Annotated in this window: 28 protein-coding genes, 1 tRNA gene and 1 pseudogene; 24 read left to right on the top strand and 6 right to left on the bottom strand. The window is 56.6% G+C overall.

What is annotated here, in order from left to right:
• Window positions 1-390: 390 nt before the first annotated feature.
• Genes HX873_RS21025 through HX873_RS20995 form a run of 7 tightly spaced genes read left to right on the top strand, consistent with a single transcriptional unit; the run spans window position 391 to window position 7,359 of the window.
• Window positions 391-1,350 (top strand): sugar ABC transporter substrate-binding protein, encoded by a 960-nt coding sequence (locus tag HX873_RS21025; RefSeq protein WP_008438694.1) that lies wholly within the window; start codon window positions 391-393, stop codon window positions 1,348-1,350.
• A gap of 58 nt (window positions 1,351-1,408) precedes the next feature.
• Window positions 1,409-2,962, top strand: coding sequence for a sugar ABC transporter ATP-binding protein (locus tag HX873_RS21020; protein ID WP_008438693.1), 1,554 nt, complete (start codon window positions 1,409-1,411; stop codon window positions 2,960-2,962).
• On the top strand, window positions 2,959-3,936 hold the full coding sequence (locus tag HX873_RS21015; protein WP_003219960.1) for an ABC transporter permease: 978 nt from the start codon (window positions 2,959-2,961) through the stop codon (window positions 3,934-3,936). The genes HX873_RS21020 and HX873_RS21015 overlap by 4 nt, the downstream gene beginning before the upstream one ends.
• Before the next feature lie 3 nt (window positions 3,937-3,939).
• Window positions 3,940-4,962 (top strand): LacI family DNA-binding transcriptional regulator, encoded by a 1,023-nt coding sequence (locus tag HX873_RS21010; protein ID WP_003219958.1) that lies wholly within the window; start codon window positions 3,940-3,942, stop codon window positions 4,960-4,962.
• Window positions 4,963-4,985: 23 nt separating this feature from the next.
• Complete coding sequence (gene rbsK / locus HX873_RS21005) at window positions 4,986-5,903, top strand: ribokinase (RefSeq protein ID WP_008438691.1); 918 nt, start codon at window positions 4,986-4,988, stop codon at window positions 5,901-5,903.
• A complete protein-coding gene (gene rbsD, locus HX873_RS21000) occupies window positions 5,900-6,304 on the top strand; it encodes a D-ribose pyranase (RefSeq protein WP_008438690.1) in 405 nt (134 codons plus the stop codon). The genes rbsK and rbsD overlap by 4 nt, the downstream gene beginning before the upstream one ends.
• A 26-nt stretch (window positions 6,305-6,330) precedes the next feature.
• Window positions 6,331-7,359 carry a nucleoside hydrolase gene (locus tag HX873_RS20995; RefSeq protein ID WP_003219953.1) on the top strand — a complete coding sequence of 343 codons (1,029 nt, stop codon included), beginning with the start codon at window positions 6,331-6,333 and terminating at the stop codon, window positions 7,357-7,359.
• 33 nt (window positions 7,360-7,392) lie between these two features.
• Here the strand turns inward: HX873_RS20995 and HX873_RS20990 are convergent, their stop codons facing one another.
• Window positions 7,393-7,605 carry a hypothetical protein gene (locus tag HX873_RS20990; protein ID WP_003219951.1) on the bottom strand — a complete coding sequence of 71 codons (213 nt, stop codon included), beginning with the start codon at window positions 7,603-7,605 and terminating at the stop codon, window positions 7,393-7,395.
• Between the two features lie 142 nt (window positions 7,606-7,747).
• Between HX873_RS20990 and HX873_RS20985 the strand changes: the two genes are divergently transcribed.
• A complete protein-coding gene (locus HX873_RS20985) occupies window positions 7,748-8,053 on the top strand; it encodes a hypothetical protein (RefSeq protein WP_087693964.1) in 306 nt (101 codons plus the stop codon).
• A gap of 147 nt (window positions 8,054-8,200) precedes the next feature.
• Entirely contained in the window at window positions 8,201-8,521 is a 321-nt protein-coding gene (locus HX873_RS20980; RefSeq protein WP_177123154.1) for an I78 family peptidase inhibitor, read from the top strand.
• A 73-nt stretch (window positions 8,522-8,594) separates the two neighbouring features.
• Here HX873_RS20980 and HX873_RS20975 read toward each other — a convergent pair whose 3' ends face one another.
• Together HX873_RS20975 and HX873_RS20970 are read right to left on the bottom strand one after the other, a co-directional pair.
• A complete protein-coding gene (locus HX873_RS20975) occupies window positions 8,595-8,807 on the bottom strand; it encodes a cold-shock protein (protein WP_003179963.1) in 213 nt (70 codons plus the stop codon).
• Window positions 8,808-9,096: 289 nt separating this feature from the next.
• Window positions 9,097-9,411 (bottom strand): hypothetical protein, encoded by a 315-nt coding sequence (locus HX873_RS20970; RefSeq protein ID WP_080673250.1) that lies wholly within the window; start codon window positions 9,409-9,411, stop codon window positions 9,097-9,099.
• Window positions 9,412-9,773: 362 nt separating this feature from the next.
• Between HX873_RS20970 and thrS the strand changes: the two genes are divergently transcribed.
• The 9 genes from thrS to HX873_RS20925 all read left to right on the top strand — a co-directional run bounded on the left by thrS (window position 9,774) and on the right by HX873_RS20925 (window position 17,227).
• Complete coding sequence (thrS, locus tag HX873_RS20965) at window positions 9,774-11,696, top strand: threonine--tRNA ligase (protein ID WP_003219944.1); 1,923 nt, start codon at window positions 9,774-9,776, stop codon at window positions 11,694-11,696.
• Window positions 11,696-12,247: a translation initiation factor IF-3 gene (infC, locus tag HX873_RS20960; protein WP_169875357.1), complete on the top strand. Its 552-nt coding sequence runs from the start codon at window positions 11,696-11,698 to the stop codon at window positions 12,245-12,247. Before thrS ends, infC begins: the two co-directional genes overlap by 1 nt.
• A 59-nt stretch (window positions 12,248-12,306) precedes the next feature.
• Window positions 12,307-12,501, top strand: a complete 195-nt coding sequence (rpmI, locus tag HX873_RS20955; RefSeq protein WP_002553160.1) for a 50S ribosomal protein L35 — start codon at window positions 12,307-12,309, stop codon at window positions 12,499-12,501.
• A gap of 28 nt (window positions 12,502-12,529) precedes the next feature.
• The gene (rplT, locus tag HX873_RS20950) at window positions 12,530-12,886 is read left to right on the top strand and encodes a 50S ribosomal protein L20 (RefSeq protein ID WP_003219940.1); all 357 of its coding nucleotides are present in this window, start codon (window positions 12,530-12,532) and stop codon (window positions 12,884-12,886) included.
• Between the two features lie 109 nt (window positions 12,887-12,995).
• Window positions 12,996-14,012: a phenylalanine--tRNA ligase subunit alpha gene (pheS, locus tag HX873_RS20945; RefSeq protein WP_003219939.1), complete on the top strand. Its 1,017-nt coding sequence runs from the start codon at window positions 12,996-12,998 to the stop codon at window positions 14,010-14,012.
• Between the two features lie 26 nt (window positions 14,013-14,038).
• The gene (gene pheT, locus HX873_RS20940; RefSeq protein WP_177123153.1) at window positions 14,039-16,417 is read left to right on the top strand and encodes a phenylalanine--tRNA ligase subunit beta; all 2,379 of its coding nucleotides are present in this window, start codon (window positions 14,039-14,041) and stop codon (window positions 16,415-16,417) included.
• A 3-nt stretch (window positions 16,418-16,420) separates the two neighbouring features.
• A complete protein-coding gene (gene ihfA / locus HX873_RS20935) occupies window positions 16,421-16,723 on the top strand; it encodes an integration host factor subunit alpha (protein WP_002553164.1) in 303 nt (100 codons plus the stop codon).
• Window positions 16,704-17,060 (top strand): MerR family transcriptional regulator, encoded by a 357-nt coding sequence (locus tag HX873_RS20930; protein ID WP_003219935.1) that lies wholly within the window; start codon window positions 16,704-16,706, stop codon window positions 17,058-17,060. Before ihfA ends, HX873_RS20930 begins: the two co-directional genes overlap by 20 nt.
• 90 nt (window positions 17,061-17,150) lie before the next feature.
• Window positions 17,151-17,227 (top strand) — tRNA-Pro (locus HX873_RS20925).
• A 693-nt stretch (window positions 17,228-17,920) separates the two neighbouring features.
• On the opposite strand, the pseudogene HX873_RS20920 reads toward HX873_RS20925, so the two are convergent.
• Window positions 17,921-18,218 (bottom strand): annotated as a pseudogene (locus tag HX873_RS20920) (hypothetical protein).
• Between the two features lie 178 nt (window positions 18,219-18,396).
• Between HX873_RS20920 and HX873_RS20915 the strand changes: the two are divergent.
• From HX873_RS20915 to HX873_RS20905, 3 genes are all read left to right on the top strand, one after another.
• Window positions 18,397-18,843, top strand: coding sequence for a hypothetical protein (locus HX873_RS20915; RefSeq protein WP_177123152.1), 447 nt, complete (start codon window positions 18,397-18,399; stop codon window positions 18,841-18,843).
• Between the two features lie 11 nt (window positions 18,844-18,854).
• The gene (locus HX873_RS20910) at window positions 18,855-20,348 is read left to right on the top strand and encodes a DNA sulfur modification protein DndB (protein ID WP_177123151.1); all 1,494 of its coding nucleotides are present in this window, start codon (window positions 18,855-18,857) and stop codon (window positions 20,346-20,348) included.
• A 647-nt stretch (window positions 20,349-20,995) separates the two neighbouring features.
• The gene (locus HX873_RS20905) at window positions 20,996-21,757 is read left to right on the top strand and encodes a DUF4145 domain-containing protein (protein WP_177123150.1); all 762 of its coding nucleotides are present in this window, start codon (window positions 20,996-20,998) and stop codon (window positions 21,755-21,757) included.
• Window positions 21,758-22,484: 727 nt separating this feature from the next.
• On the opposite strand, the gene HX873_RS20900 is transcribed toward HX873_RS20905, so the two are convergent.
• A complete protein-coding gene (locus tag HX873_RS20900; protein WP_177123149.1) occupies window positions 22,485-22,730 on the bottom strand; it encodes a hypothetical protein in 246 nt (81 codons plus the stop codon).
• Window positions 22,731-22,813: 83 nt separating this feature from the next.
• Here HX873_RS20900 and HX873_RS20895 point away from each other — a divergent pair, with 83 nt between their 5' ends.
• Window positions 22,814-23,323 carry a hypothetical protein gene (locus HX873_RS20895; RefSeq protein WP_177123148.1) on the top strand — a complete coding sequence of 170 codons (510 nt, stop codon included), beginning with the start codon at window positions 22,814-22,816 and terminating at the stop codon, window positions 23,321-23,323.
• On the opposite strand, the gene HX873_RS20890 is transcribed toward HX873_RS20895, so the two are convergent.
• Complete coding sequence (locus HX873_RS20890) at window positions 23,309-23,464, bottom strand: hypothetical protein (protein ID WP_177123117.1); 156 nt, start codon at window positions 23,462-23,464, stop codon at window positions 23,309-23,311. The genes HX873_RS20895 and HX873_RS20890 overlap by 15 nt on opposite strands.
• A gap of 103 nt (window positions 23,465-23,567) precedes the next feature.
• On the opposite strand from HX873_RS20890, the gene HX873_RS20885 reads away from it, so the two are divergent.
• Window positions 23,568-23,945, top strand: a complete 378-nt coding sequence (locus HX873_RS20885) for a hypothetical protein (protein WP_177123147.1) — start codon at window positions 23,568-23,570, stop codon at window positions 23,943-23,945.
• Window positions 23,946-23,976: 31 nt separating this feature from the next.
• On the top strand, window positions 23,977-24,189 hold the full coding sequence (locus tag HX873_RS20880; RefSeq protein WP_177123146.1) for a hypothetical protein: 213 nt from the start codon (window positions 23,977-23,979) through the stop codon (window positions 24,187-24,189).
• The last annotated feature ends 29 nt before the right edge of the window (window positions 24,190-24,218 follow it).

The following is a 24,218-nucleotide window of genomic DNA, read 5'->3' as shown; positions in this document are numbered from 1 at the left end:
GGCTTGGTCTTCTGTCCGGCTTTCCGAACAAAGCGGTGCGCGGGTGTTCGGTTGTCCGAAAAGGATGACGGAAAAGTTTGGTTTTAAACGCAGGAGGCACGCCGCGACCTGTCGTTTCAGAGAACGATCCAGCAACGCGGATGTTTAAAGGGGGTACCGGATGGCTTCGAGGGCAGGGCGTAAAGCGGATTCAACAAAAGGCAGTTTTCTCCCGTTGACAAATCTCGACAAGCTTCTCATAGTTTGACCTAACGCAAACGTTTGCGAGATGTTTCACGGGTCCTCCTCGAGTGTCGTGAAAGCTCGTATCAGCCGCCCGGGTGGGTTGGCTGCCGAAGCGTTCTTCGGTGCAAGCGTTGCTCACAATAATCATAAGATCGGAGTGAACCCATGAAGCTGCCATTTGCTGGACGTCTTCTTGCTGTCGCTGTGCTTGCTGCCGCATCCGCTGCCCTGCCTCTTTCCTCTGCATTTGCTGCCGAGACCGCCGCCAAACCCAAGGTCGGCCTGGTCATGAAATCCCTCGCCAACGAATTCTTCGTCACCATGCAAGACGGTGCCAAGGAATACCAGAAGGCCCACTCCGCCGATTTCGACATGATCACCAATGGGATCAAGAACGAAACCGATACTAGTGCGCAGATCGATATCGTCAATCAGATGATCCTGTCCAAGGTTGACGCGATCGTCATTGCTCCCGCCGACTCGAAAGCCCTGGTCACCGTGCTGAAAAAGGCCTCCGACAAAGGCATCAAGATCGTCAACATCGACAACCGTCTGGATGTGGATGTACTGAAAAGCAAAAACCTTGATATCCCGTTCGTAGGTCCAGACAACCGCAAGGGCGCGCGCCTGGTCGGTGAAGAACTGGCCAAGCACCTCACCAAGGGTGACCAGGTTGGCATCATCGAAGGTGTGTCCACCACCACCAACGCCCAGCAGCGTACCGCTGGCTTCAAGGACGCGATGGATGCCGCCGGCATGAAGATCGTCTCCACCCAATCCGGTGAGTGGGAAATCGACAAGGGCAACGCGATTGCCGCTGCCATGCTCCAGGCAAACCCGAACATCAAGGCACTGCTGGCCGGTAACGACAACATGGCACTGGGCGCAGTATCCGCCGTACGTGGCGCCGGCAAGGCTGGCAAGGTGCTGGTCGTAGGCTACGACAACATCGAGGCCATCAAGCCGATGCTGCAGGACGGCCGTGTCCTGGCCACCGCCGACCAGGCTGCTGCCCAGCAAGCCGTTTTCGGTATCCAGAACGCTCTGAAGCTGGTCAAGGGTGAAAAAGTCGATGCCGTGGATGGCATGATCGAAACCCCGGTCGAACTCATCCTCAAGAAGTAATTCCCCGGCAGCACAAAACAGCGTCCGCTCACCCGAGCGGACGCCTGGAGACGTTCCTATGTCATCTTCCGCACCGAACGCTGTCCTCTCGGTCAGCGGTATCGGCAAGACCTATGCCCAACCGGTTCTGTCCGACATCACCCTGACGCTCAATCGTGGGGAAGTGTTGGCGCTTACCGGTGAGAATGGCGCGGGGAAAAGCACCCTGTCGAAAATCATCGGCGGGCTGGTCACCCCGACCGACGGCCAGATGCAGTTCAATGGCCAGGCCTACACGCCAGGCAGCCGGACCCAGGCTGAAGAGCAGGGCATCCGCATGGTCATGCAGGAGCTTAACCTGCTGCCAACCCTGACGGTCGCTGAAAACCTGTTCCTCGATAACCTGCCCAGCCACGGTGGCTGGATCAGCCGCAAGCAACTGCGCAAGGCCGCCATTGAAGCCATGGCCCAGGTCGGCCTGGACGCTATCGACCCGGACACCCTGGTCGGCAGCCTCGGCATCGGCCACCAACAGATGGTCGAGATCGCCCGCAACCTGATTGGCGACTGCCACGTACTGATCCTCGATGAACCTACGGCGATGCTGACCGCCCGTGAAGTCGAGATGCTGTTCGAACAAATCACCCGCCTGCAGGCCCGGGGCGTGGCGATTATCTATATTTCCCACCGGCTCGAAGAACTGGCCCGGGTTGCCCAGCGCATTGCGGTGCTGCGCGACGGCAAGCTGGTGTGTGTCGAGCCGATGGCCAACTACAACAGTGAGCAACTGGTCACGCTGATGGTGGGCCGCGAACTGGGCGAGAAAATCGACCTGGGCCCGCGCACCATCGGCGCGCCGCTGTTGACGGTAAAAGGCCTGACCCGCTCGGACAAGGTCCGCGACGTGTCGTTTGAAGTGCGTGCCGGCGAAATCTACGGCATCTCCGGCCTGATCGGTGCGGGCCGTACGGAGTTGCTGCGCCTGATCTTCGGCGCCGACCTGGCCGACAGCGGCACCGTGGCCCTGGGCACACCGGCGCAAGTCGTCAGCATTCGCTCGCCCGTCGATGCGGTTGGCCATGGCATCGCCCTGATCACCGAAGACCGCAAGGGCGAAGGCTTGCTGCTGACCCAATCCATCGGCGCCAACATCGCCTTGGGCAACATGCCGAAGGTGTCCAGCGGTGGCCTGGTGAACAGTCGTGACGAAACGGCCTTGGCCAAGCGGCAGGTCGACGCCATGCGTATCCGCAGTTCCAGTCCGGCGCAGCTGGTGTCCGAGCTGTCGGGTGGCAACCAGCAGAAGGTGGTGATTGGCCGCTGGCTGGAGCGCGATTGCGCGGTGATGCTGTTCGATGAACCGACCCGAGGCATCGACGTCGGCGCCAAATTCGATATCTATGCGTTGCTCGGCGACCTGACCCGCCAGGGCAAGGCGCTGGTGGTGGTGTCCAGCGACCTGCGTGAGTTGATGCTGATCTGCGACCGCATCGGGGTACTTTCCGCCGGGCGCCTGATCGAGACCTTCGAGCGCGACAGCTGGACCCAGGACGAATTGCTTGCCGCTGCTTTTGCCGGCTATCAGAAACGTGATGCGCTGCTCAACGACGCAGCGCCTAGGAATACCCCATGAAAACCACTTCCTCCCCCGCAAAACGTGGCGGCAACTTCTATGGCCTGGGCACCTACCTGGGCCTGGCCGGCGCCTTGCTGGCGATGATTGCGCTGTTCTCGTTCCTGAGCGACCACTTCCTCTCGTACGACACCTTCAGCACCCTGGCTAACCAGATTCCCGACCTGATGGTGTTGGCAGTCGGCATGACCTTCGTGCTGATCATCGGCGGCATCGACCTGTCGGTAGGCTCCGTGCTGGCCCTGGCCGCATCGGCCGTCAGTGTGGCGATTCTCGGCTGGGGCTGGAGTGTGTTGCCGGCAGCCGTGCTGGGCATGGGCTGCGCCGCGTTGGCCGGGACCATTACCGGTTCGATCACAGTGGCCTGGCGGATCCCGTCATTCATCGTGTCCCTCGGCGTGCTGGAAATGGCGCGCGGCGTGGCGTACCAGATGACCGGCTCGCGTACCGCATACATCGGTGATTCGTTTGCCTGGCTGTCCAACCCGGTGGCGTTCGGCATTTCACCTTCGTTCATCATCGCGTTGCTGGTGATCATCGCCGCGCAGCTGGTGCTGACCCGTACCGTGTTCGGTCGCTACCTGATCGGCATTGGCACCAACGAAGAGGCCGTGCGCCTGGCGGGTATCAATCCCAAGCCCTACAAGATCCTGGTGTTCAGCCTGATGGGCCTGCTGGCGGGTGTGGCGGCGCTGTTCCAGATTTCGCGCCTGGAAGCGGCCGATCCCAACGCCGGTTCCGGCCTGGAGCTGCAAGTGATCGCTGCGGTAGTGATCGGTGGCACCAGCCTGATGGGCGGGCGTGGCTCGGTCATCAGTACCTTCTTCGGCGTGCTGATCATCTCGGTACTGGCGGCAGGGCTGGCGCAGATTGGCGCCACCGAGCCGACCAAACGTATCATCACCGGTGCCGTGATCGTGATCGCGGTGGTGCTCGATACTTACCGCAGCCAGCGCGCCAGTCGGCGAGCCTGAGCCATGGCAACGATCAAGGATGTGGCCGCGCTGGCGGGGATTTCCTACACCACGGTGTCTCATGTGGTGAACAAGACGCGCCCGGTCAGCGAGCCGGTACGGATCAAGGTCGAGGCGGCCATCAAGCAGCTCGACTATGTACCCAGTGCGGTCGCGCGCTCGCTGAAGGCCAAGACCACAGCCACCATCGGCCTGTTGGTGCCCAACAGCCTCAACCCGTATTTTGCGGAACTGGCCCGGGGCATCGAGGATTACTGCGAGCGTAACGGCTATTGCGTGATCCTCTGCAACTCCGACGATAATGCTGAAAAGCAGCGCAGCTACCTGAGGGTGCTGCTGGAAAAACGCATCGACGGCTTGATCGTGACCTCGGTGGGCGGCGACGACAGCGGCCTGGCGACAGGCCTCAAGGCGGTGCGCACGCCGATGGTCATCGTCGACCGTGCACTGGACGGGATCGATGTCGACCTGGTGCGCATCGACCACGAACAGGGTGCTTACCTGGCGACCCGGCACTTGCTCGATCTGGGTCATCGCGACATTGCCTGCATTGGTGGCCCGAGTCATACCCGCGTGGCGCAAATGCGGATGGCGGGCTACTACCGCGCCTTGGCCGAGGCGGGGCTCGAAGTGCCGGCCGGCCGTGTGCTGGAAAGTGATTTCACCAGTACCGGTGGTTACGCGGCCGCGGCGCAATTGCTGGCGGATAATCCCCCCAGCGCGATTTTTGCCGGCAACGACATGATTGGCTTCGGCGTCTTGCGCGCCGCTGCCGAACGTAATATCCGGGTGCCCGGTGAGCTGTCGGTGATCGGGTTTGATGATATCCAGATGAGCCAGTACGTGTACCCGGCGCTGACCACCGTGGGCCAGTCGATCCTGCAGCTGGGAGAGATGGCGGCCGAGCTTTTACTGCGACGAATTGCGACACCCCAATTGCCGATCGATCAACGCATCGTGACGCCGAGTATTGTCCTGCGCGAATCGACGGCGCCGTTGGCCGGTGTGTTTGCCCAATACCGCTGAACCGAATTGATGAGTACTGATGTATGCCAGCAAAAGTAGTGGTAATAGGCAGCCTGAACATGGACCTGGTCACCCGGGCCAGTCGGCTGCCCCGCGCCGGTGAAACCCTGATCGGCCAATCGTTTTCCACCGTTCCCGGCGGCAAGGGCGCGAACCAGGCGGTCGCTTCGGCGCGCCTCGGGGCTGAGGTCGCCATGGTCGGCTGCGTGGGCACCGATGCCTATGGCGCGCAATTGCGCGACGCGTTGCTGGTGGAGGGCATTGATTGCCAGGCCGTCAGCACCGTCGACGGTTCCAGCGGCGTGGCGCTGATCGTGGTGGATGACAGCAGCCAGAATGCGATCGTTATTGTCGCCGGTAGCAATGGCGAGCTGACCCCAGCCAAATTACAGGCATTTGACAGTGTGCTGCAGGCTGCCGACGTGATTGTCTGCCAGCTGGAAACGCCGATGGAGACTGTCGGCCATGCCCTCAAGCGCGGTCGCGAGCTGGGCAAGACGGTGATCCTGAACCCGGCGCCGGCCAGTGGTCCGCTGCCCGAGGATTGGTACGCCGCCATCGACTACCTGATTCCCAATGAAAGCGAAGCCTCGGCCTTGAGCGGCGTGGTGGTCGACTCGCTGGACAGCGCCAAGGCCGCCGCCACACGCCTGATCAAGGCCGGTGCTGGCAAAGTGATCATTACCCTCGGCTCCGAAGGCGCGTTGTTTGCCGATGGCCAAGGCTTCGAGCACCTGGTCGCGCCCAAGGTCAAGGCGGTCGATACCACGGCTGCCGGTGACACCTTCGTCGGCGGTTTCGCAGCCGCGCTGGCCAACGGCAGGAGCGAGGCCGAGGCCATTCGTTTCGGCCAGGTAGCCGCCGCGCTGTCCGTGACCCGCGCGGGTGCGCAACCCTCTATTCCCACATTGCATGACGTCCAAGGTTTTGTGCCCTCATGAAAAAGACTCCCTTGCTCAATATCGCGCTGTCGCGGGTGATCGCATCCCTTGGCCATGGCGACATTCTGGTGATCGGTGATGCCGGCTTGCCGGTGCCGCCGGGTGTCGAGCTGATCGACCTGGCGCTGACCAAAGGCATTCCGGATTTCGTCAGTACCTTGCGCATCGTCCTCAGCGAGATGCAGGTGGAAAGCCACGTGCTCGCGGAAGAAATCCTGCTCAAGCAACCGCCGGCCCTGGCGGATCTCAATACCCTGACCGAACAGGCCGCCCTCGGCGAGCGCCGCCTGGTCAGCCATGAAGAGTTCAAGCAGCTCAGCCGCAAGGCGAGGGCGGTGGTGCGCACCGGCGAGTGCCAGCCCTACTGCAATATCGCGCTGGTTTCCGGCGTAACGTTCTAGAATTCCCCAACGACAAGGAGTGCGTCATGCAACGTGGTACCCAAACCCTGCGACACCTGTTCCGGAGTGTGCTGCTTTTGTCCGTGCTAACTGCTGCAAGCGCCCACGCGGCGGAAAAAATCGACCTGATCATCGACACCGATCCCGGTGCCGACGACGTGGTTGCCTTGCTGTTCGCCATGGCTTCGCCCGATGAACTGCAGATCCGCGCGCTGACCACCGTTGCCGGTAACGTGCGCCTCGACAAGACCTCCCGCAACGCACGCCTGGCCCGCGAATGGGCAGGGCGCGAGGACATCCCGGTATATGCCGGTGCACCGAAACCGATGCTGCGCACGCCGATCTACGCTGAAAACATCCATGGCAAGGAAGGTATCTCCGGCGTCACCGTGCATGAGCCGAAAAAAGGCCTGGCCGAAGGCAATGCCGTTGATTACCTGATCAAGACCCTCAGCACCGCCAAGCCCCACAGCATCACCATCGCCATGCTCGGTCCGCAGACCAACCTGGCGCTGGCATTGACCCAGGCGCCGGAGATCACTCAAGGCATCAAGGAAGTGGTGGTGATGGGCGGCGCGCACTTCAACGGCGGCAATATCACGCCGGTGGCCGAGTTCAACCTGTTCGCCGACCCGATCGCGGCCGAGATCGTGCTCAAGAGCGGCGTCAAGCTGACCTACCTGCCGTTGGACGTGACCCACAAGGTCCTGACCAGCGACGCACGCCTGAAGCAAATCGCTGCGCTGAACAACAACGCGAGCAAGGTGGTGGGCGATATTCTCAATGAATACGTCAAGGGCGACATGGAGCACTACGGCATCCCGGGCGGCCCGGTGCATGACGCTACCGTCATTGCCTACCTGCTCAAGCCTGCGCTGTTCAGCGGCCGTGAGGTCAACGTGGTGGTGGACAGCCGTGAAGGCCCGACCTTCGGCCAGACCATCGTCGACTGGTACGATGGCCTGAAACAACCGAAGAACGCGTTCTGGGTTGAAAATGGCGATGCCCAGGGCTTCTTCGATCTGCTGACCGAACGCCTTGGTCGCCTGAAGTAAACAGCCTGCCGGTCGACGTTCGTCGGCCGGGTCTTATTCGCGCTCGGGGTCTGGCGCCCCCATGTGATCGGCCGGGTATTTCTCGAATACCTGGCCGATGAATGCCTGCGCGGCCTGTGTGCCCAGTTCCTTGACCAGCAGGTCGATACCGATGATTGCCAACTCCTCCGGGCTGCCCGGGCTGTAGGAGCTTTGCCCGTGGGGCCACTTGGCTTTGATGTCGGCGTGGATCGTGACGATGGTCATGGGTGTCTCGCGAGGCTGAAAGGCGGTTAGTGCGTTCTGCGTAGGGAGTTAACCATTTTGCGCCGTGTTTGGCACTGCTACTTAGGCATGAGGGGAGGGCTGTGCGACACTGTCCGCCTGTTTAATTGCCAGGACAAACCGCGTGCAGATCGACTTGAACAACACCGAGAACCTGACGCTGGACGCTGTGCGGCAGCTGCTTGCGTCCGCCAGTGACAACGTTCACACCCAATTGCGCGTTACCAAGGCCGGCATTGCCTACATTTCTTCGGGCGTGGTGGGTGGCGTCGATATCGACGGCCTTCTGTTCCGCCTGGAGACCTGGGCGGCGGGTTCGGGTTATGTCGGCAACGTCGCAGCCAGCGACGAGGTGTGGGTGATGCAGATTTTCAACGCGCTCAAGCAGAACTGGCCAACCCCGCCGTTTGATTACATCGACATCTACTGAGTGCGTTCATATCTGGTGACGATTGATTCGCCAGCGCCCGGTGTCGACTCAGGCAGACTGGCCCACAGCCAATTGTGACAATTCTGAAACCAATCGGCCAAACCACGGTCGCACGATCTCTGTCCATTTTTTCTCAAAGGAGGCTTCATGCCTTGGAAGCTCGCATCATTCGGTACTTTGTTGGCTGCGCTCGCCTTGTCGGGCTGCAGCACCCCGGGTACCTCTGAGCCAGCCAAAGACACTGCCGTGACCGATGCTGGTCATAGCCGCTGTGAGGCGAAGGCTGCCGAGTTCGCAATCGGCCAGAAAGCTTCGCCACAATTGCTGGAACAGGCCCGTAGCCGCGCCGGAGCGCAGAACGCACGCATTCTCAAGCCAGATGACATGGTCACGCTGGAATACCGCTCCGATCGCCTGAACCTCAATGCCGATGACAACCTTGTGATCAATCGGGTCAATTGCGGCTGATTGCTCCAGCGCTTTTCTCCAGGCCATAAAAAACCCCGTCACATGGACGGGGTTTTTTTAGTTCGGCGCAGAATTACTCTGGGCGAACCTGTGCAGCTTGCATACCCTTTTGGCCTTTCTCAGCCACGAAGGAAACGGTTTGGCCTTCTTTCAGGCTTTTGAAACCGTCGCTTTCGATAGCTTTGAAGTGTACGAACAGGTCGTCACCGCCACCTTGAGGAGTGATGAAGCCGAAGCCTTTTTCATCGTTGAACCATTTAACGGTGCCGGTTTGGCGATTAGACATGGTGTATCTCCAAGAAACATATATTTTCAGTAGTGCTGTGCTGCTCAGGCCAACTGGGCACACCGAGCTATCATAGTCGAAATGTTCGGCTTGGGAGCCCCCCCAAGGCATTGTTTGCTAATCAATCGCGTTGTGTTTCATGCCTTGGTTGGCTGAAAGCCCCGATCTACGGGGCTTTCAGGCGAAATATCAGCTGTTAAAAAAAGCCGTAAAAGCTGCGTAATTTGTGAGAAATGGCAGTTTTCATGGCGATTTCTGGTCCTTCAGCCGGTCTGGCAGGGTGTAAAAATTACTTTTTCTTCACGACTTTGCAGGACGAAATAGCCGTCACAGCTTTGGTCTTGAGCGCAGGATCTGCGTTCTGGTTGGTCATGAGTTCCTTGATTTCGGCACTGCTCAATTCGGCATTGATTTTGTCCGCGCCACATTCACAGTGGTCTTTGGCGGTTTTGGCATCAACACTTTGCTGGGCGGCTGCGCTGCAATCCTTGATGAAGCTGTCCCGCGCACCGGCAGGCCAGTTCGACGGGGCTGCGGCGTGCGCACCCAGGGACATGAGGGTCAGGGATGCAGCAAGGGCGAAAGTCGAGGTAAAACGCATAATCAAATGCTCCTGGAGTCGTGGACGAACGGCGATTCTCGGTGTGTTTGAGGGCTGCCGTACAGTTCAAGTTCACTTTTGCCCTTAAAAGCCGGGAATTTTCGTTTCGTGAAGCGGCTTCGGCGCCATGACCGTTCATCTGTGCTAGCATCTTTCGCTTGGCTATTTTCCGGCGCGCCCTATGCCGCCTTGCCAAGGTCTTTTGTTTAACTCCAGTCACTCTGGTTCGATTATCGGTTGGCCGAAAGGCTCCTGCCGCTGTAAGGCAGGCGTTCATCACTGAACGGCCTGGTATTGGATCTTGTACTGGCTCATCCCAACCCACGTGACCTTTGGTAGGGGTCACCACTAGGAGAGGAGGCGCCATGCCAACTATTACTCTTCCCGACGGCAGTCAACGTTCATTCGATCATTCGGTTTCCGTAGCCGAGGTCGCCGCATCCATTGGTGCCGGCCTGGCCAAGGCCACCGTGGCCGGCAAGGTCGACGGCAAGCTGGTCGACGCCAGCGACCTGATCACCGGCGATGCCAGCCTGCAAATCATCACGCCCAAGGATCAAGAGGGGCTGGAGATCATTCGCCACTCTTGCGCGCACCTGATTGGCCATGCGGTCAAGCAGCTGTACCCAACCGCGAAGATGGTCATCGGCCCGGTCATCGACGAAGGCTTCTATTACGACATCGCCTACGAGCGTCCTTTCACCCCGGACGACCTGGCGGCTATCGAGCAGCGCATGCACGCGCTGATCGAAAAAGATTACGACGTCATCAAGAAAGTCACTCCGCGTGCCGAAGTGATCGACGTGTTCACTGCCCGCGGCGAAGACTACAAGCTGCGCCTGGTGGAAGACATGCCGGACGAGCAGGCCATGGGCCTGTATTACCACGAAGAATATGTCGACATGTGCCGTGGCCCGCATGTGCCGAACACACGCTTCCTCAAGTCGTTCAAGCTGACCAAGCTGTCCGGTGCCTACTGGCGCGGTGACGCGAAGAACGAACAACTGCAGCGGATCTACGGCACTGCCTGGGCTGACAAGAAGCAGCTGGCGGCCTACATCCAGCGCATCGAAGAAGCCGAAAAACGCGACCATCGCAAGATCGGCAAGCGCCTGAACCTGTTCCACCTCCAGGAAGAAGCGCCGGGCATGGTGTTCTGGCACCCGAACGGCTGGACCCTGTACCAGGTGCTCGAGCAGTACATGCGCAAGGTTCAGCGCGACAACGGCTACCTGGAGATCAAGACGCCGCAAGTCGTTGACCGCAGCCTGTGGGAGAAATCCGGGCACTGGGCCAACTACGCCGACAACATGTTCACCACCCAGTCGGAAAACCGCGACTACGCCATCAAGCCGATGAACTGCCCGTGCCACGTACAGGTGTTCAACCAGGGCCTGAAGAGCTACCGCGAGTTGCCGATGCGCCTGGCCGAGTTCGGTGCCTGCCACCGTAACGAGCCATCGGGTGCACTGCACGGCATCATGCGCGTGCGCGGCTTCACTCAGGATGACGCCCACATCTTCTGCACCGAAGAGCAGATGCAGGCCGAATCCGCTGCGTTCATCAAGCTGACCATGGACGTGTACCGCGATTTCGGTTTCACCGAAGTCGAGATGAAGCTGTCCACTCGTCCGGAAAAACGCGTCGGTTCCGACGAGCTGTGGGACCGAGCCGAAGCTGCACTGGCCGCAGCGCTGGACAGTGCGGGGCTTGCGTACGACTTGCAGCCGGGCGAGGGCGCGTTCTACGGTCCGAAGATCGAGTTCTCGCTGAAAGATTGCCTTGGTCGCGTCTGGCAGTGTGGTACCCTGCAGCTCGATTTTAACCTGCCGATCCGTCTGGGAGCCGAATACGTCTCCGAAGACAACAGCCGTAAACACCCGGTTATGCTGCACCGGGCGATCCTCGGCTCGTTCGAACGGTTCGTCGGGATCCTGATCGAGCACTACGAGGGTGCATTCCCTGCGTGGCTGGCTCCGACCCAGGCAGTGATCATGAATATCACTGATAAACAGGCAGATTTTGCCGCTGAAGTTGAAAAAACTCTCAATGAAAGCGGATTTCGTGCCAAGTCCGACTTGAGAAATGAAAAGATCGGCTTTAAAATCCGCGAGCATACTTTGCTCAAGGTTCCCTATCTTTTGGTTATCGGAGATCGGGAAGTCGAGATGCAGACTGTCGCTGTGCGTACTCGTGAAGGTGCTGACCTGGGCTCGATGCCCGTCGCCCAGTTCGCTGAGTTCCTCGCGCAAGCGGTTTCCCGGCGTGGTCGCCCAGATTCGGAGTAATTATTATTAAGCGTGAAATGAGACAAGATAAACGAGCTGCACCGAAAGCCCCGATCAACGAGAATATCTCGGCACGCGAGGTTCGGTTAATTGGCGCTGACGGCGAGCAGATTGGCATCGTCTCGATTGATGAAGCGCTTCGTATTGCTGAAGAGTCCAAATTGGACCTGGTGGAAATCTCCGCCGACGCAATCCCACCCGTTTGCCGGGTGATGGACTACGGCAAGTCGATCTTCGAGAAGAAGAAGCAGATTGCCGCGGCGAAGAAGAACCAGAAGCAGATTCAAGTAAAAGAAATCAAGTTTCGTCCAGGGACGGAGGAAGGGGATTACCAGGTAAAACTGCGCAACCTGGTACGTTTCCTGAGTGATGGGGACAGGGCCAAGGTATCCTTGCGATTCCGCGGCCGTGAGATGGCCCACCAGGAGCTGGGGATGGAACTCCTCAAGCGGGTTGAAGCTGACCTGCTCGAGTACGGTTCGGTCGAACAGCATCCTAAGATGGAAGGACGCCAGCTTATTATGGTCATCGCCCCGAAAAAGAAGAAGTAATCAATAGGGCACGGCAGGCCTTCTGATTATGTTTATCAACTGAATGCGGAGTACCGAACATGCCAAAGATGAAAACTAAAAGTGGTGCTGCTAAGCGGTTTCTGAAAACTGCTAACGGTATCAAGCACAAGCACGCTTTCAAGAGCCACATCCTGACTAAAATGTCGACCAAGCGTAAGCGTCAACTGCGCGGTAGCAGCTTGCTGCATCCGTCTGACGTGGCAAAAGTCGAGCGCATGCTGCGCCTTCGTTAATTTTAGTCAAGAATAGAGGAAGTAACTCATGGCTCGTGTAAAGCGTGGCGTCATGGCGCGTAAGCGCCACAAGAAAATTCTGAAACTTGCTAAAGGCTACTACGGCGCGCGTTCACGCGTATTCCGTGTTGCCAAGCAAGCGGTTATCAAGGCTGGCCAATACGCCTACCGTGACCGTCGTCAGAAAAAACGTCAGTTCCGCGCTCTGTGGATCGCTCGTATCAACGCTGGTGCACGTGTTAACGGTCTGTCCTACAGCCGTTTCATCGCTGGCCTGAAAAAAGCGTCCATCGAGATCGACCGTAAGGTTCTGGCTGATCTGGCAGTGAACGAAAAAGCGGCGTTTGCTGCGATTGTCGAGAAAGCTAAAGCCACCTTGGCTTAAGTACCCCCGACAGTCACCCTGGGTCGCTTCCGCGGCCCACGGTGTTAAACGTCTTAAATAGGGGAAGAGCCTTCAAGCTCTTCCCCTATTTTGTATCTGGAGTCTGTACATGGAAAACCTGGATGCGCTGGTCTCTCAAGCACTAGAGGCTGTGCAAAGCGCAGAAGATATCAATGCCCTGGAGCAAATCCGGGTTCACTACCTTGGCAAAAAGGGTGAATTGACTCAGGTGATGAAGACCCTGGGGAATTTGCCGGCTGAAGAGCGTCCGCAAGTCGGTGCGCTGATCAACGTGGCCAAGGAGCGTGTTACAGAGGTTCTCAATGCGCGCAAGGCGTCGCTCGAGGAGGCTGATCTTGCGGCCAAGCTCGCCGCCGAATCCATTGACGTGACCCTGCCTGGCCGTGGCCAGACCTCGGGCGGCCTGCATCCGATTACCCGGACTCTGGAACGTATCGAGCAGTTCTTCACCCACATCGGCTACGGCATTGCCGAAGGCCCTGAGGTCGAAGACGACTATCACAACTTCGAGGCGCTCAACATCCCAGGCCACCACCCGGCCCGGTCGATGCATGACACCTTCTATTTCAACGCGAACATGCTGCTGCGCACCCATACCTCGCCGGTACAGGTCCGCACCATGGAATCGCAGAAGCCGCCGATCCGCATCGTCTGCCCAGGCCGTGTGTATCGCAGCGACTCCGATATCACCCACTCGCCGATGTTCCACCAGGTCGAAGGCCTGCTGGTTGATCGCGACATCAACTTCGCCGACCTCAAAGGCACCATCGAAGAATTCCTGCGGGTGTTCTTCGAGAAGGAGCTGGCGGTACGTTTCCGTCCTTCATTCTTCCCGTTCACCGAGCCATCCGCTGAAGTCGATATGGAATGCGTGATGTGCAGCGGTAAAGGCTGCCGCGTCTGCAAACAGACCGGCTGGCTGGAAGTGATGGGTTGCGGCATGGTTCACCCCAACGTGCTGCGCATGTCCGGGATCGACCCGGAAGAATTCTCGGGCTTTGCCTTCGGCATGGGCGTTGAGCGTCTGGCCATGCTGCGTTACGGCGTGAACGACTTGCGTCTGTTCTTCGACAACGACTTGCGGTTCCTCGCGCAATTTCGCTAGTCGTAACGGATCTTTAGGAGAGCAGGATGAAATTCAGTGAACAATGGCTGCGTGGCTGGGTAAGCCCGCAGGTAAGTCGCGACGAGCTGGTTGCTCGTCTGTCGATGGCCGGCCTTGAGGTCGATAGCGTTACGCCGGCCGCCGGTGTTTTCAGTGGCGTGGTAGTGGGCGAGGTGCTGAGCACCGAGCAACACCCGGACGCTGACAAGTTGCGTGTGTGCCAGGTCAGCAACGGCGCGGAAACCTTCCAGGTCGTGTGCGGAGCGCCAAACGTGCGCCCGGGCCTGAAAATCCCGTTCGCCATGATCGGTGCCGAGCTGCCAGGCGACTTCAAGATCAAGAAGGCCAAGCTGCGTGGCGTTGAGTCCAACGGCATGCTGTGCTCCCAGGCGGAGCTGCAGGTCGGTGAAGGCAACGATGGCCTGATGGAACTGCCGGCCGATGCGCCAGTGGGCCAGGACATCCGTGTCTACCTGGAACTGGAAGACGCCAGCATCGAGGTCGACCTGACCCCGAACCGCGGCGACTGCCTGTCGCTGGCGGGCCTGGCGCGTGAAGTCGGCGCACTGTACGCCGCGACCGTGACCCGCCCGGTGGTTGCAGCGGTACCTGCCGTGCACGACGAAGTGCGTTCGATCGAAGTGCTGGCCCCCAACGCCTGCCCACGTTACCTGGGTCGCGTGATCCGTAACGTCGACCTGTCCAAGCCAACCCCGCTGTGGATGGTTGAGCGCCTGCGCCGTTCCGAAGTGCGCAGCATCGACGCTGCCGTCGACATCACCAACTACGTGATGCTGGAACTGGGCCAACCGCTGCACGCCTTCGATCTCGCCGAAATCAACGGCGGCATCCGCGTGCGCATGGCCGAGGAAGGCGAGAAGCTGGTACTGCTCGACGGCCAGGAAGTCAGCCTGCGTGCCGACACCCTGGTGATCGCTGACCATTCCCGCGCCCTGGCGATTGCCGGCGTGATGGGGGGTGAGCACAGTGGCGTGTCCGCAACCACTCGCGACATCTTTCTCGAAAGCGCTTTCTTCGATCAGATCGCCATCGCTGGCAAGGCCCGTTCCTACGGCCTGCACACCGACGCCTCGCACCGCTACGAGCGTGGCGTGGACTGGCAGCTGGCCCGTGAAGCCATGGAGCGCGCCACTGGCCTGCTGCTGGAAATCACTGGCGGCGAAGCCGGCCCGATCATCGAAACCGTCAGCGAACAGCACCTGCCGTCGGTTGCACCGATCATCCTGCGCGCCAAGGCCGTTGAGCAAATGCTCGGCCTGGTGATCGAGCCGGTTGAAATCGAGCGCCTGCTGTCGGCACTCGGCCTCGGCATCTCGGCCGGTGAAGCAGGGCAGTGGCACGTAGAAGTGCCAAGCCATCGCTTCGATATCAGCCTGGAAGTCGACCTGATCGAAGAACTGGCCCGCCTGTACGGCTACAACCGCCTGCCGGTTCGTTACCCGCAAGCGCGCCTGGCGCCGCAGCCGAAAGCCGAAGCCCGTGCACACCTGCCGGAACTGCGTCGCCTGCTGGTTGCCCGTGGTTATCAGGAAGCGGTGACCTACAGCTTCATCGATCCAAAGCAATTCGAACTGTTCAACCCGGGTGTCGAGCCGCTGTTGCTGGCTAACCCGATCTCCAACGACATGGCCGCCATGCGCTCGTCGCTGTGGCCGGGTCTGGTGAAGGCGCTGTCCCACAACCTGAACCGTCAGCAAGACCGCGTGCGCATGTTCGAAAGCGGGCTGCGTTTTGTCGGTCAGTTGGATGGCCTGAAACAAGAGCCGATGCTGGCTGGCGTGGTTTGCGGCAGCCGTCTGCCGGAAGGCTGGGCACAAGGTCGTGACACCGTCGACTTCTTCGACGTCAAGGCTGATGTGGAAGCGGTGCTGGGCTTTGCCGGTGCGCTGGATGCCTTCACTTTCACCCCTGGCAAACACCCGGCGTTGCACCCGGGCCAGACCGCCCGTATCGAACGTGAAGGTCGCCTGGTGGGCTTCGTTGGCGCGATTCACCCGGAACTGTCGAAAACCTTGGGGCTGGACCGTCCAGTCTTCGTTTTTGAGCTAGTCTTGGCTGAAGTGACCTCGGGCAAAATGCCTAAATTCAGCGAGTTGTCGCGTTTCCCTGAAGTACGACGTGATCTGGCGCTGATTGCCGATCAAGGTGTTGCGGCCAGTGCTGTTCTGGACGTAATCCGTGAAAATGCAGGGGAATGGCTGACAGACCTCAGGCTATTTGACGTCTATCAGGGTAAAGGCATTGATCCGCATAGAAAAAGCCTTGCAGTTGGCTTGACCTGGCAGCATCCATCGCGCACTCTTAATGACGATGAGGTGAATACGACGACGCAAAATATCCTCACCTCGCTCGAACAAAGGTTGAACGCCACGTTAAGGAAGTGACGTATGGGGGCTTTGACGAAAGCTGAGATGGCGGAACGTCTGTATGAAGAGCTGGGCCTGAACAAGCGCGAGGCCAAGGAATTGGTCGAGCTGTTCTTTGAAGAAATCAGGCACGCACTTGAAGACAACGAACAGGTCAAATTGTCCGGTTTCGGCAATTTTGACCTGCGGGACAAACGCCAGCGGCCTGGCCGCAATCCAAAAACGGGAGAAGAAATCCCGATCACGGCTCGCCGTGTGGTCACCTTTCGTCCAGGGCAGAAGTTGAAGGCCCGAGTTGAGGCTTATGCTGGAACCAAGTCATAACGACGAACTGCCCGTCATCCCAGGCAAACGCTACTTCACCATTGGTGAAGTCAGCGAGCTCTGTGCGGTAAAGCCGCACGTGCTGCGCTATTGGGAGCAGGAGTTTCCTCAACTCAACCCCGTCAAACGCACCGGGAACCGTCGGTATTATCAGCGCCAGGATGTGCTGATGATCCGACAGATCCGTGCGTTGCTGTACGACCAGGGGTTCACCATCAGCGGCGCGCGCCAGCGTATGTCCGGTGATGAAGCCAAAGACGACACCACCCAATACAAGCAAATGATCCGCCAGATGATCTCCGAACTCGAAGATGTGCTGGTGGTTTTGAAGAAGTAATTCCGGCTTTTAAAATACTTCCACATTTCAAAAGCTTGCGGTATATTCCTGATCGCTTCGTTGCGAAGCGAACCCAGTAACACGCCTAGTCGGGGCGTAGCGCAGTCCGGTAGCGCACTAGCATGGGGTGCTAGGGGTCGAGTGTTCGAATCACTCCGTCCCGACCATATTTTTCAATGACTTAGCCCAATCTGAAAAGGTTGGGTTTTTTCATGCCTGAAAAATACCCCCACATTTACCCCCACGAAAAAATTGGAACGTTTGTCTCGATGCAAATATGTATATGTGGGGGAGCGCCAGGCCGAGTCTCGTTTCCCGCTCCAAATGGGGTCTGGCGGGAAAACCAAAGGTCATTCGCCTCTTGCCGGTGTGGCCGCATTCTGAGCAGCCGTTTGGTTCATACGAGCAACCGTATTCAGCGCCGCAATCACACGATCATCCGCTGCACTCGAGCGTGCATGTCTGGATCTGCTTGTCTTGGCCATTCCGCATGATCAGGTAATTGGTGCGTCGTTCCAGCCGAAAGCCGGTTAGTTTCTCGGCCTCCTTGTAAGTGGCTGGATCCCATCGGAAGTCGTATTTGGCCTTTGGATCATCGGCGAGTCAGTTTACTTGGGGCATAGCGATTCCTCGCCCGCCGTTCACCAGTCGGTTGGTAGGTGAGTTGTGGAAATCAGATGAGGGGTGTCAGGCAAGTTAAGTAACTGAACTAAGGTTTATTGAATTACCTCGCCAGTCGTAATACACACAACTCACCTCTTGAGGTGTCTGGTGGGGTGAACCCTTACCGGCGCGGCCTCTTTAGCAGTACACGTAGGCGAACCAGACTGGGGTGATCATGACGACACTCGCCGCACCCATCAGCAGACAGGGCCGTCATCGGTGTCATTGATGGAAAAGCCAAACCAGTCCTCGCCGCCTGGTCGATCAGGCTCCCAGAAACTGCAATCGGGGTCGCCTGACTCGAAGTATCGATCCGCAATGGCCTCTTCGGCGTTTTCGAGTCTGACCCGCAGGAAAGTCAGACCTTGCTCGGCGACCCACTGCTTGCTCTTTTCTTCATCACCTTCGTCAACCGATGGCACGTCTAGCCAAAAACATGCCGTTCTCATCGCGGACAACAGGTGAAGGCTGGATCAAAACAGTTTCTTCAGGCATGACTTGTCCTCGCGGCAACAGCGACTGAAATTGATTTTGACGTGAGGTATGGACAAGGCGGTGTTGAAGCCGATTCCGCGCTTAATGGATTTAATGGTATAACACCGTCTTGGTTGTTGTAATTGAACTAAAATGGTTTTCTGAAACTTTTCGATTGCTATGGAGGGCGCGTAGTAAAATGTATGTCATTACAGACCCCATGAAAATATATGAGCATGAATGCCGTGTCCGAGATGAGTTTGCGCGTGGCTTGCAAAACCATCGTGCTGGAGAGTTATTGGCGCGTACTGAGCAGCGCTACAAAGGAACTTTGCTTCGGGCTGACATGCGTACGGTTGATAAGTCAGACCTAATAAGGGAGTGGGAGTTTAAAATCAACGCAGACTACAAGGCGTTAGGGCAGATACTTCAATACGTCGCGTTGGCTCGACAAGCAGAGTCATTCCGTCCTATACGAGGAGTGATTGCTGCTTTCAGTTTCACCCCGGAAATAATAATTGCCAATGAGGTTATGAATTTAAATCTTGAGTTAGTGGTTATTCCCGGTTGGCTGAGGCGATCTGGCTATATAAATGAATATTCGGCCGCCTCGCTTCCTCGCATACCATATGCGCCATCACTTTAAGGAAGGGATTAATGATAATACCTAATTTGGCTCAAAAAGTAGTTTTAAATAAATCTATACAGAAAGATGATAGCTATCAGGGGCTACGGATCGTAAGAGCTCAAACTAATCCTGCTGATCTCGCTACTTTCGAAAAAAGCGGGTATGAATTTCAAAGTCCTACGGCGAGCTATATTAAGATACACGGTACACTAAGTCGTAAGGGTGTTATCTCGGCAGATGCCCCTTGGAGAATTCTTGTCACAGTTCATCCTACGTTAAGTGTTTTTGTGGATATGGTCAGATACGATCCATCTAATCCGCCTCCGGATAACTATGATGCGCTTAAGATGAGGGAAATGCATGAGCGTACTCAAAGTGACTTTAAAGGTCAGAAAGCTCAAAATAAAATAGATTTTCGTGACTACATTTTAGAAGGCATTCGAGGTGACCGGCCTCTATATCTGCCCACTATTTCGGGGTGGCAGTCGTCCCAAGTATTTGATCAAACCATTTTTGTTGCCTTGGATGAGTCTAATCCCAACTGCCTTTACGGCATTATCTATTTGCCTAAATCGCCTTTGATGCAGTCAGACGGCCAAACTCAGACCGCCGCCTTATTCTCTGTGGCTAATTCCAAAGACGCCGTTGAGTCAAGAGCTCTGGAGAATTTGGTAGTGACTCTTGAGATTGAACTCAATATGGATGAGAGAAAAGCCGGTCAGAGTTTTGCTGATCGAAATGGCCGAGGATCAAAAAAGAATAAAAACCTTGTGATAAGTTTAGACACGTCCTCGGCACTCAGTGAGTTGAGAGTTAATGCTCTAGCCGGAACTATCTTCGAGTCCCGTTTAGGCACCGGTAGAGATACTAGCACAAGTGAGAAGTCTACTAAGTATCTAGTTGATTTAAGCACTATGGAGCAAATGCTTTTAAACGTTGTATCCGAAGGTAAATTGAAAACGGAGCATTTCAAGCACTTCCATGTTAATCGATTCTTGCCATTTGCTCGAGATTTTATAGAAATGCTTGAACATAGCTTCGGGGATTACTGGGAAGAGCAGGTGCCAGCAACAAAGGATCCGTTCAGAAAAATCTATGTTCATGGTTGGCCTTTCGCGCTTAAAGCGTTAGCGATCGCTTATCACAGAACTCGCATTGACGAAATCGGTCCGCTACTGGGGGCGATCGGCTCCAAAGATGCCGGGTTGACAGTAGAAGAAGCTTATAATGCACAAGTTAAATATTTAAAGCAAAATTGGGATCGTAACCCGGTGATTACTGCTACTGAGTTAAGGTCCAGAGTCTCGGAAATAGATTGGCTACGATATCGTGCTCACTGGGTTAAAATAACTGGGCATAAACAGGATAAGGATGGAAACGCCCGTCGAGTCAAACTAAAAAGCACTAATGGCGTCGAGGTTGTGGTTTCGCAAGCTCAGAATACTGCTTCAGTAATCGGGGTCGTTGCAAACAAGATTCTGTCACCGACGTGGGAGGAACTTAAGTCGGATGTCAACTATTGATGTTAAAGATGATTTACGATTCTAGATCACAAGTGCCGAAATACCAAAACCGAGAAGGCAGCGAAATGGCTGAAGAAGAGAAGGAAGTCTCATAAAACGAAACGTCTGGGCACTCCACTGAGAAAAAGAGGGAGTGGCTGAAGAACTTCAATAAAAAACAGCATCCCACCTGGGAATTGCTGATCACCCTCCGCGCAATAGGTGAGGGTAGGTCAGGCAGTGCCGAAAAAGATCGAGACTGGTCAGTCTCGATCTTCTGCTTTCGCACCCAGGCATCTTCATACTCAATCCGTGCTTTGGCGATCACCGCATATTGCTCGTCAATCTCGCAACCGATGAGCTGGAACCCCTCGTGCATCGCCGCTTTACCGTTACTGCCTGAGCCTATGAATGGTCAAGGGTAATGGCGCATGGCGATGTCGCGGCGCATGCAGTCGTTCCAGGAACTCGGCGGGGTTTACCACGTGGAAGCCCAACCTATGCAAGCGGGTAGTCTCAGCGTCGGAGGCTGAATAGTTAAAGTCGCGCGGGCCAGTCATGGGGCTAGCTAGGCAAATTCGGTTCATCAGATTTTCTGTAGGCATAGGTTTTCCAAAAAGATAGTATCGGCTTAGCATCAATCATCAATGGACTAAAAGGGCAAGTAAATGCTGGATAAGAAAAATTTAACGGGCGCTTTCGTTGTCGGCGAATTCCCAAAGTATCAATGTCCTACATGCCGGTCAGGCGTATTGGTTATGGATGGGGAGTTAGAATCAAATGAAATTGGTGAAACCAAAAAGCACTCGATGGAAGAGTGGTGGGATTACGAATTTTCTCAACTGACATTCTCTTGTGCGTTATCTTGCATGGCTTGTAGTGAAAAAGTTTTTGTTGTTGGTACCGGATATATCGATCTGCACTATGAACAAGGTAGTCACGAGGATGACGTGTACACAAGTTACCAAGGATTTTATAAACCAGAGTTCTTTTGCCCAAATCTCCAATTTATAGATATTCCAACTGCTACCCCAAAAGAGGTTCGGCAGCACCTTCTCACTGCTTTCAAACTTTACTTTTCAGATCCTGGGTCAAGTTGTAATAGCATGCGATGTGCCGTAGAGCACGTCGTGACGTCCCTTGGCGTGCCGCCATTAAAATCTGGTGAAAAGTTCTACCCCCTTAAAGAAAGGATCGACGCTATAGCTCCCGGGAACGAAGGCGTCGTGATCCTTTTAAATGCGATCAGGTGGCTAGGCAACAGCGGAAGCCATGCTGTGCGCGATTTCCAAGCAGCGGATGCCCTCCACGCCTTCGAAATTCTAGAACTACTGCTTGAAGAGGTATACGAGGATCGTAAACGAAAAATCATTGACCTTGCTCAGGCCGTTAACATTCGGAGAGGCCCTGTCAGTCGTACAGGCCTTTGATCACGAGGTGAACTCGAATGGCTCGGTGAATATGTCCATCTGGGCAGTTCCTTTCCAAATGGTCGCAGAATTAATTGCCTCAATCCCTTCTGCAATCACGTATGCTCGTTGTCCGGCGGTTGGTGGAACATACATTCCAAACCTGCTTACACTTTCACCATTAACAGTTGCATTAGTAGAATCTGCCGAGGCAAATGGCAGGTGCTGGAATATGGCAGGGTCGAGCATTCTGAGGCCGTGAAGCTTGCAATATGGCCGGCCTTGATCGTCACTATTGCATCCATCGCCGTACCCATCCGCTTCCACCAGGCAGCCGTGCCGGGCGAACGACACTGTCCAGAACTGCCGAACGCAACCGTTGGCCATTCGCTGGAGACGTTCAAGCGATTCGTGTAGGTGCCAAATCGGCACACCTAATTACTCCCTCGGCCATTCAGCCAGAAGCGAATCATTCGCCGCTTCATCGCCGTCAATCACATCAGGGATCAGCGCCCAGTCAAATCCAGGGTGACGGTGCCACTGCTCAACCCGATGTATCCGTCGGCATCAAGCGTTCCGCCCCTGGTCCAGATTGAAAACGCGCCGTTGTCGAATACGAAGGGCTGACAAACATCTGCGACGATGCCCATGTCGTCTTGGCGGGGGAAGGGCACTAAGGCGTGGCGGCCAGCTAGAAATTTGGCACTATCCTCGCGTCTACCTCCGGCCGGCGTGCCGTGGTAATGATTCATCCGCTCAGCCTCACTGTTTCAACCTCTACGCCTTGGTGCGTGGCGATGATGGTCTGATCGCAGCCGAGGGATTCGGCCAGACGGTCGGCGATCTGCTCGTGCCACCCCTTTTTGATCAGCGCGGTCGCGGTCTTGATGTGCTCGACATCGATCATGGTGGGCGTCCGGACTTCAAGGCGATAGATGATCGTTTCGCCGTCGGCCGGGCATACCGCGACAAACGTGTGCCGGTAGATATTCATGCGGGATCCTCGCCGGCTGGCGTGATTCGTTGAAGTGGGGTATTTGTGTTCGGCCCGGCATTCCGCCGGTTCAGGGAGCGGTAATGAGCGAGTTGGAAATTTTCTCTTTTGCCAAGAAAATGACCGATGCGGTCACCGCGCTTCGCGATGGGGGGCACCTGGTTCCAGCTGTCATGCTGACGTATGCAGGTATTGACCAGATGGCTTGGTTATCAATCTCAAAAGAGCGCTCATCTGGTACGGACTTCAAAGCCTGGGTAGATAAGTTCGTACTTCCACATATGCCCATGGCCTGCACTGCGCAGGAGTTGTGGGAGGCGAGAAATGGCATTTTGCATACAGGCACTTCTGAATCCACCGCCAATCAAAGTGATGTCTCGATTCGCAAAATTCTCTATACGTTTGGAGGTGCAAGCTGCACCGCAAACAACTCAAGCGATACCGTTTTCATCAGTGCGGAGGATCTGATTATTGGGTATCTCACGGGAGTGATTTGGTTTATGGAGGAAATGAAGGACGATCGAGCCAAACTTCAAATCGCGCTCGATAAACTGAAACGCACCCTGACTTCGCGCGGACTACCGGCTAACTGAGTGCCGGAACCGGTTCGACACTCTGGCCACCTCAACCTTGAATTTCTCGATGCCCAGCGAGGCGTTCTTGGCCGCTTCCTTTTCGCGCTTCTTGCGCTGTTTGATGGCTTCCGCCGTCGGCTCCTGCTCTTCCTCGGCCATGGCCTGCCTCTTCAATTCCGCGGGGCGGTAGATCCAGCCATGTCTATCGTCAGCGCTGGCGCACCCGGTTGTTGATACGTCTCACGTAGGGCCCGGGAACTTGATGCTGTTCTTGCGGGCGATCAGCCTGGCGCGTTTGTCTTCCATACCCATTTCTTTCGCTGCTTCGACGATGGTGAGGCCGGTGTCGACCAACGCCCGAAGGTTCGGCTTCCTTGTTGCGAGCATCCCGCAACTTGTTGCTGCGCGTGCTGCTGATTGGGCCTTCTTTCTCACCGGTGACGCCGGCGGCGATTTCCTGCAGCGATCGGTCGGCCCCGAAGAACTGATCCAGTTGCTGGTTGAGGTTCGCGATGATCGAGTCTCGCGGGTTAGCATTGGTACTCCGATCACTGCGTACCGCCGGGGAGGCGATTGGCCTTTCCTCGAACTGAATGGCGAGGTCCACACTGTTCGACAATTTGCGGGAATGCTGGCTTAGCTGCCGGAAAGCCGGATTAAGGTTGCTACATATGGCTCACCATCTGGGCGACGATGACGATGACGATGACGATGACGATGACGATGACCCTGGCCTTATGGAGCTTTGCTCGATTCGTAAATTGCTCGGTATGGTTGAGTTACTCAACACGCAGGCCAGAACCCATCCCGCGAGCGATTGTCGCGGGATGGTGCTGGGTGGTGTCAAAGCACCGACCGATTCCCCAATGATGGTGTTTGGCTGAAAGTGGCACGGCCCAGTTAGCAGGTACTA

The sequence above is a fragment of the Pseudomonas sp. P7758 genome (assembly GCF_013386485.1).
In the GTDB taxonomy this organism is placed as follows: Bacteria; Pseudomonadota; Gammaproteobacteria; order Pseudomonadales; family Pseudomonadaceae; genus Aquipseudomonas.
This window is presented reverse-complemented; position numbering and strand designations above follow the sequence as displayed.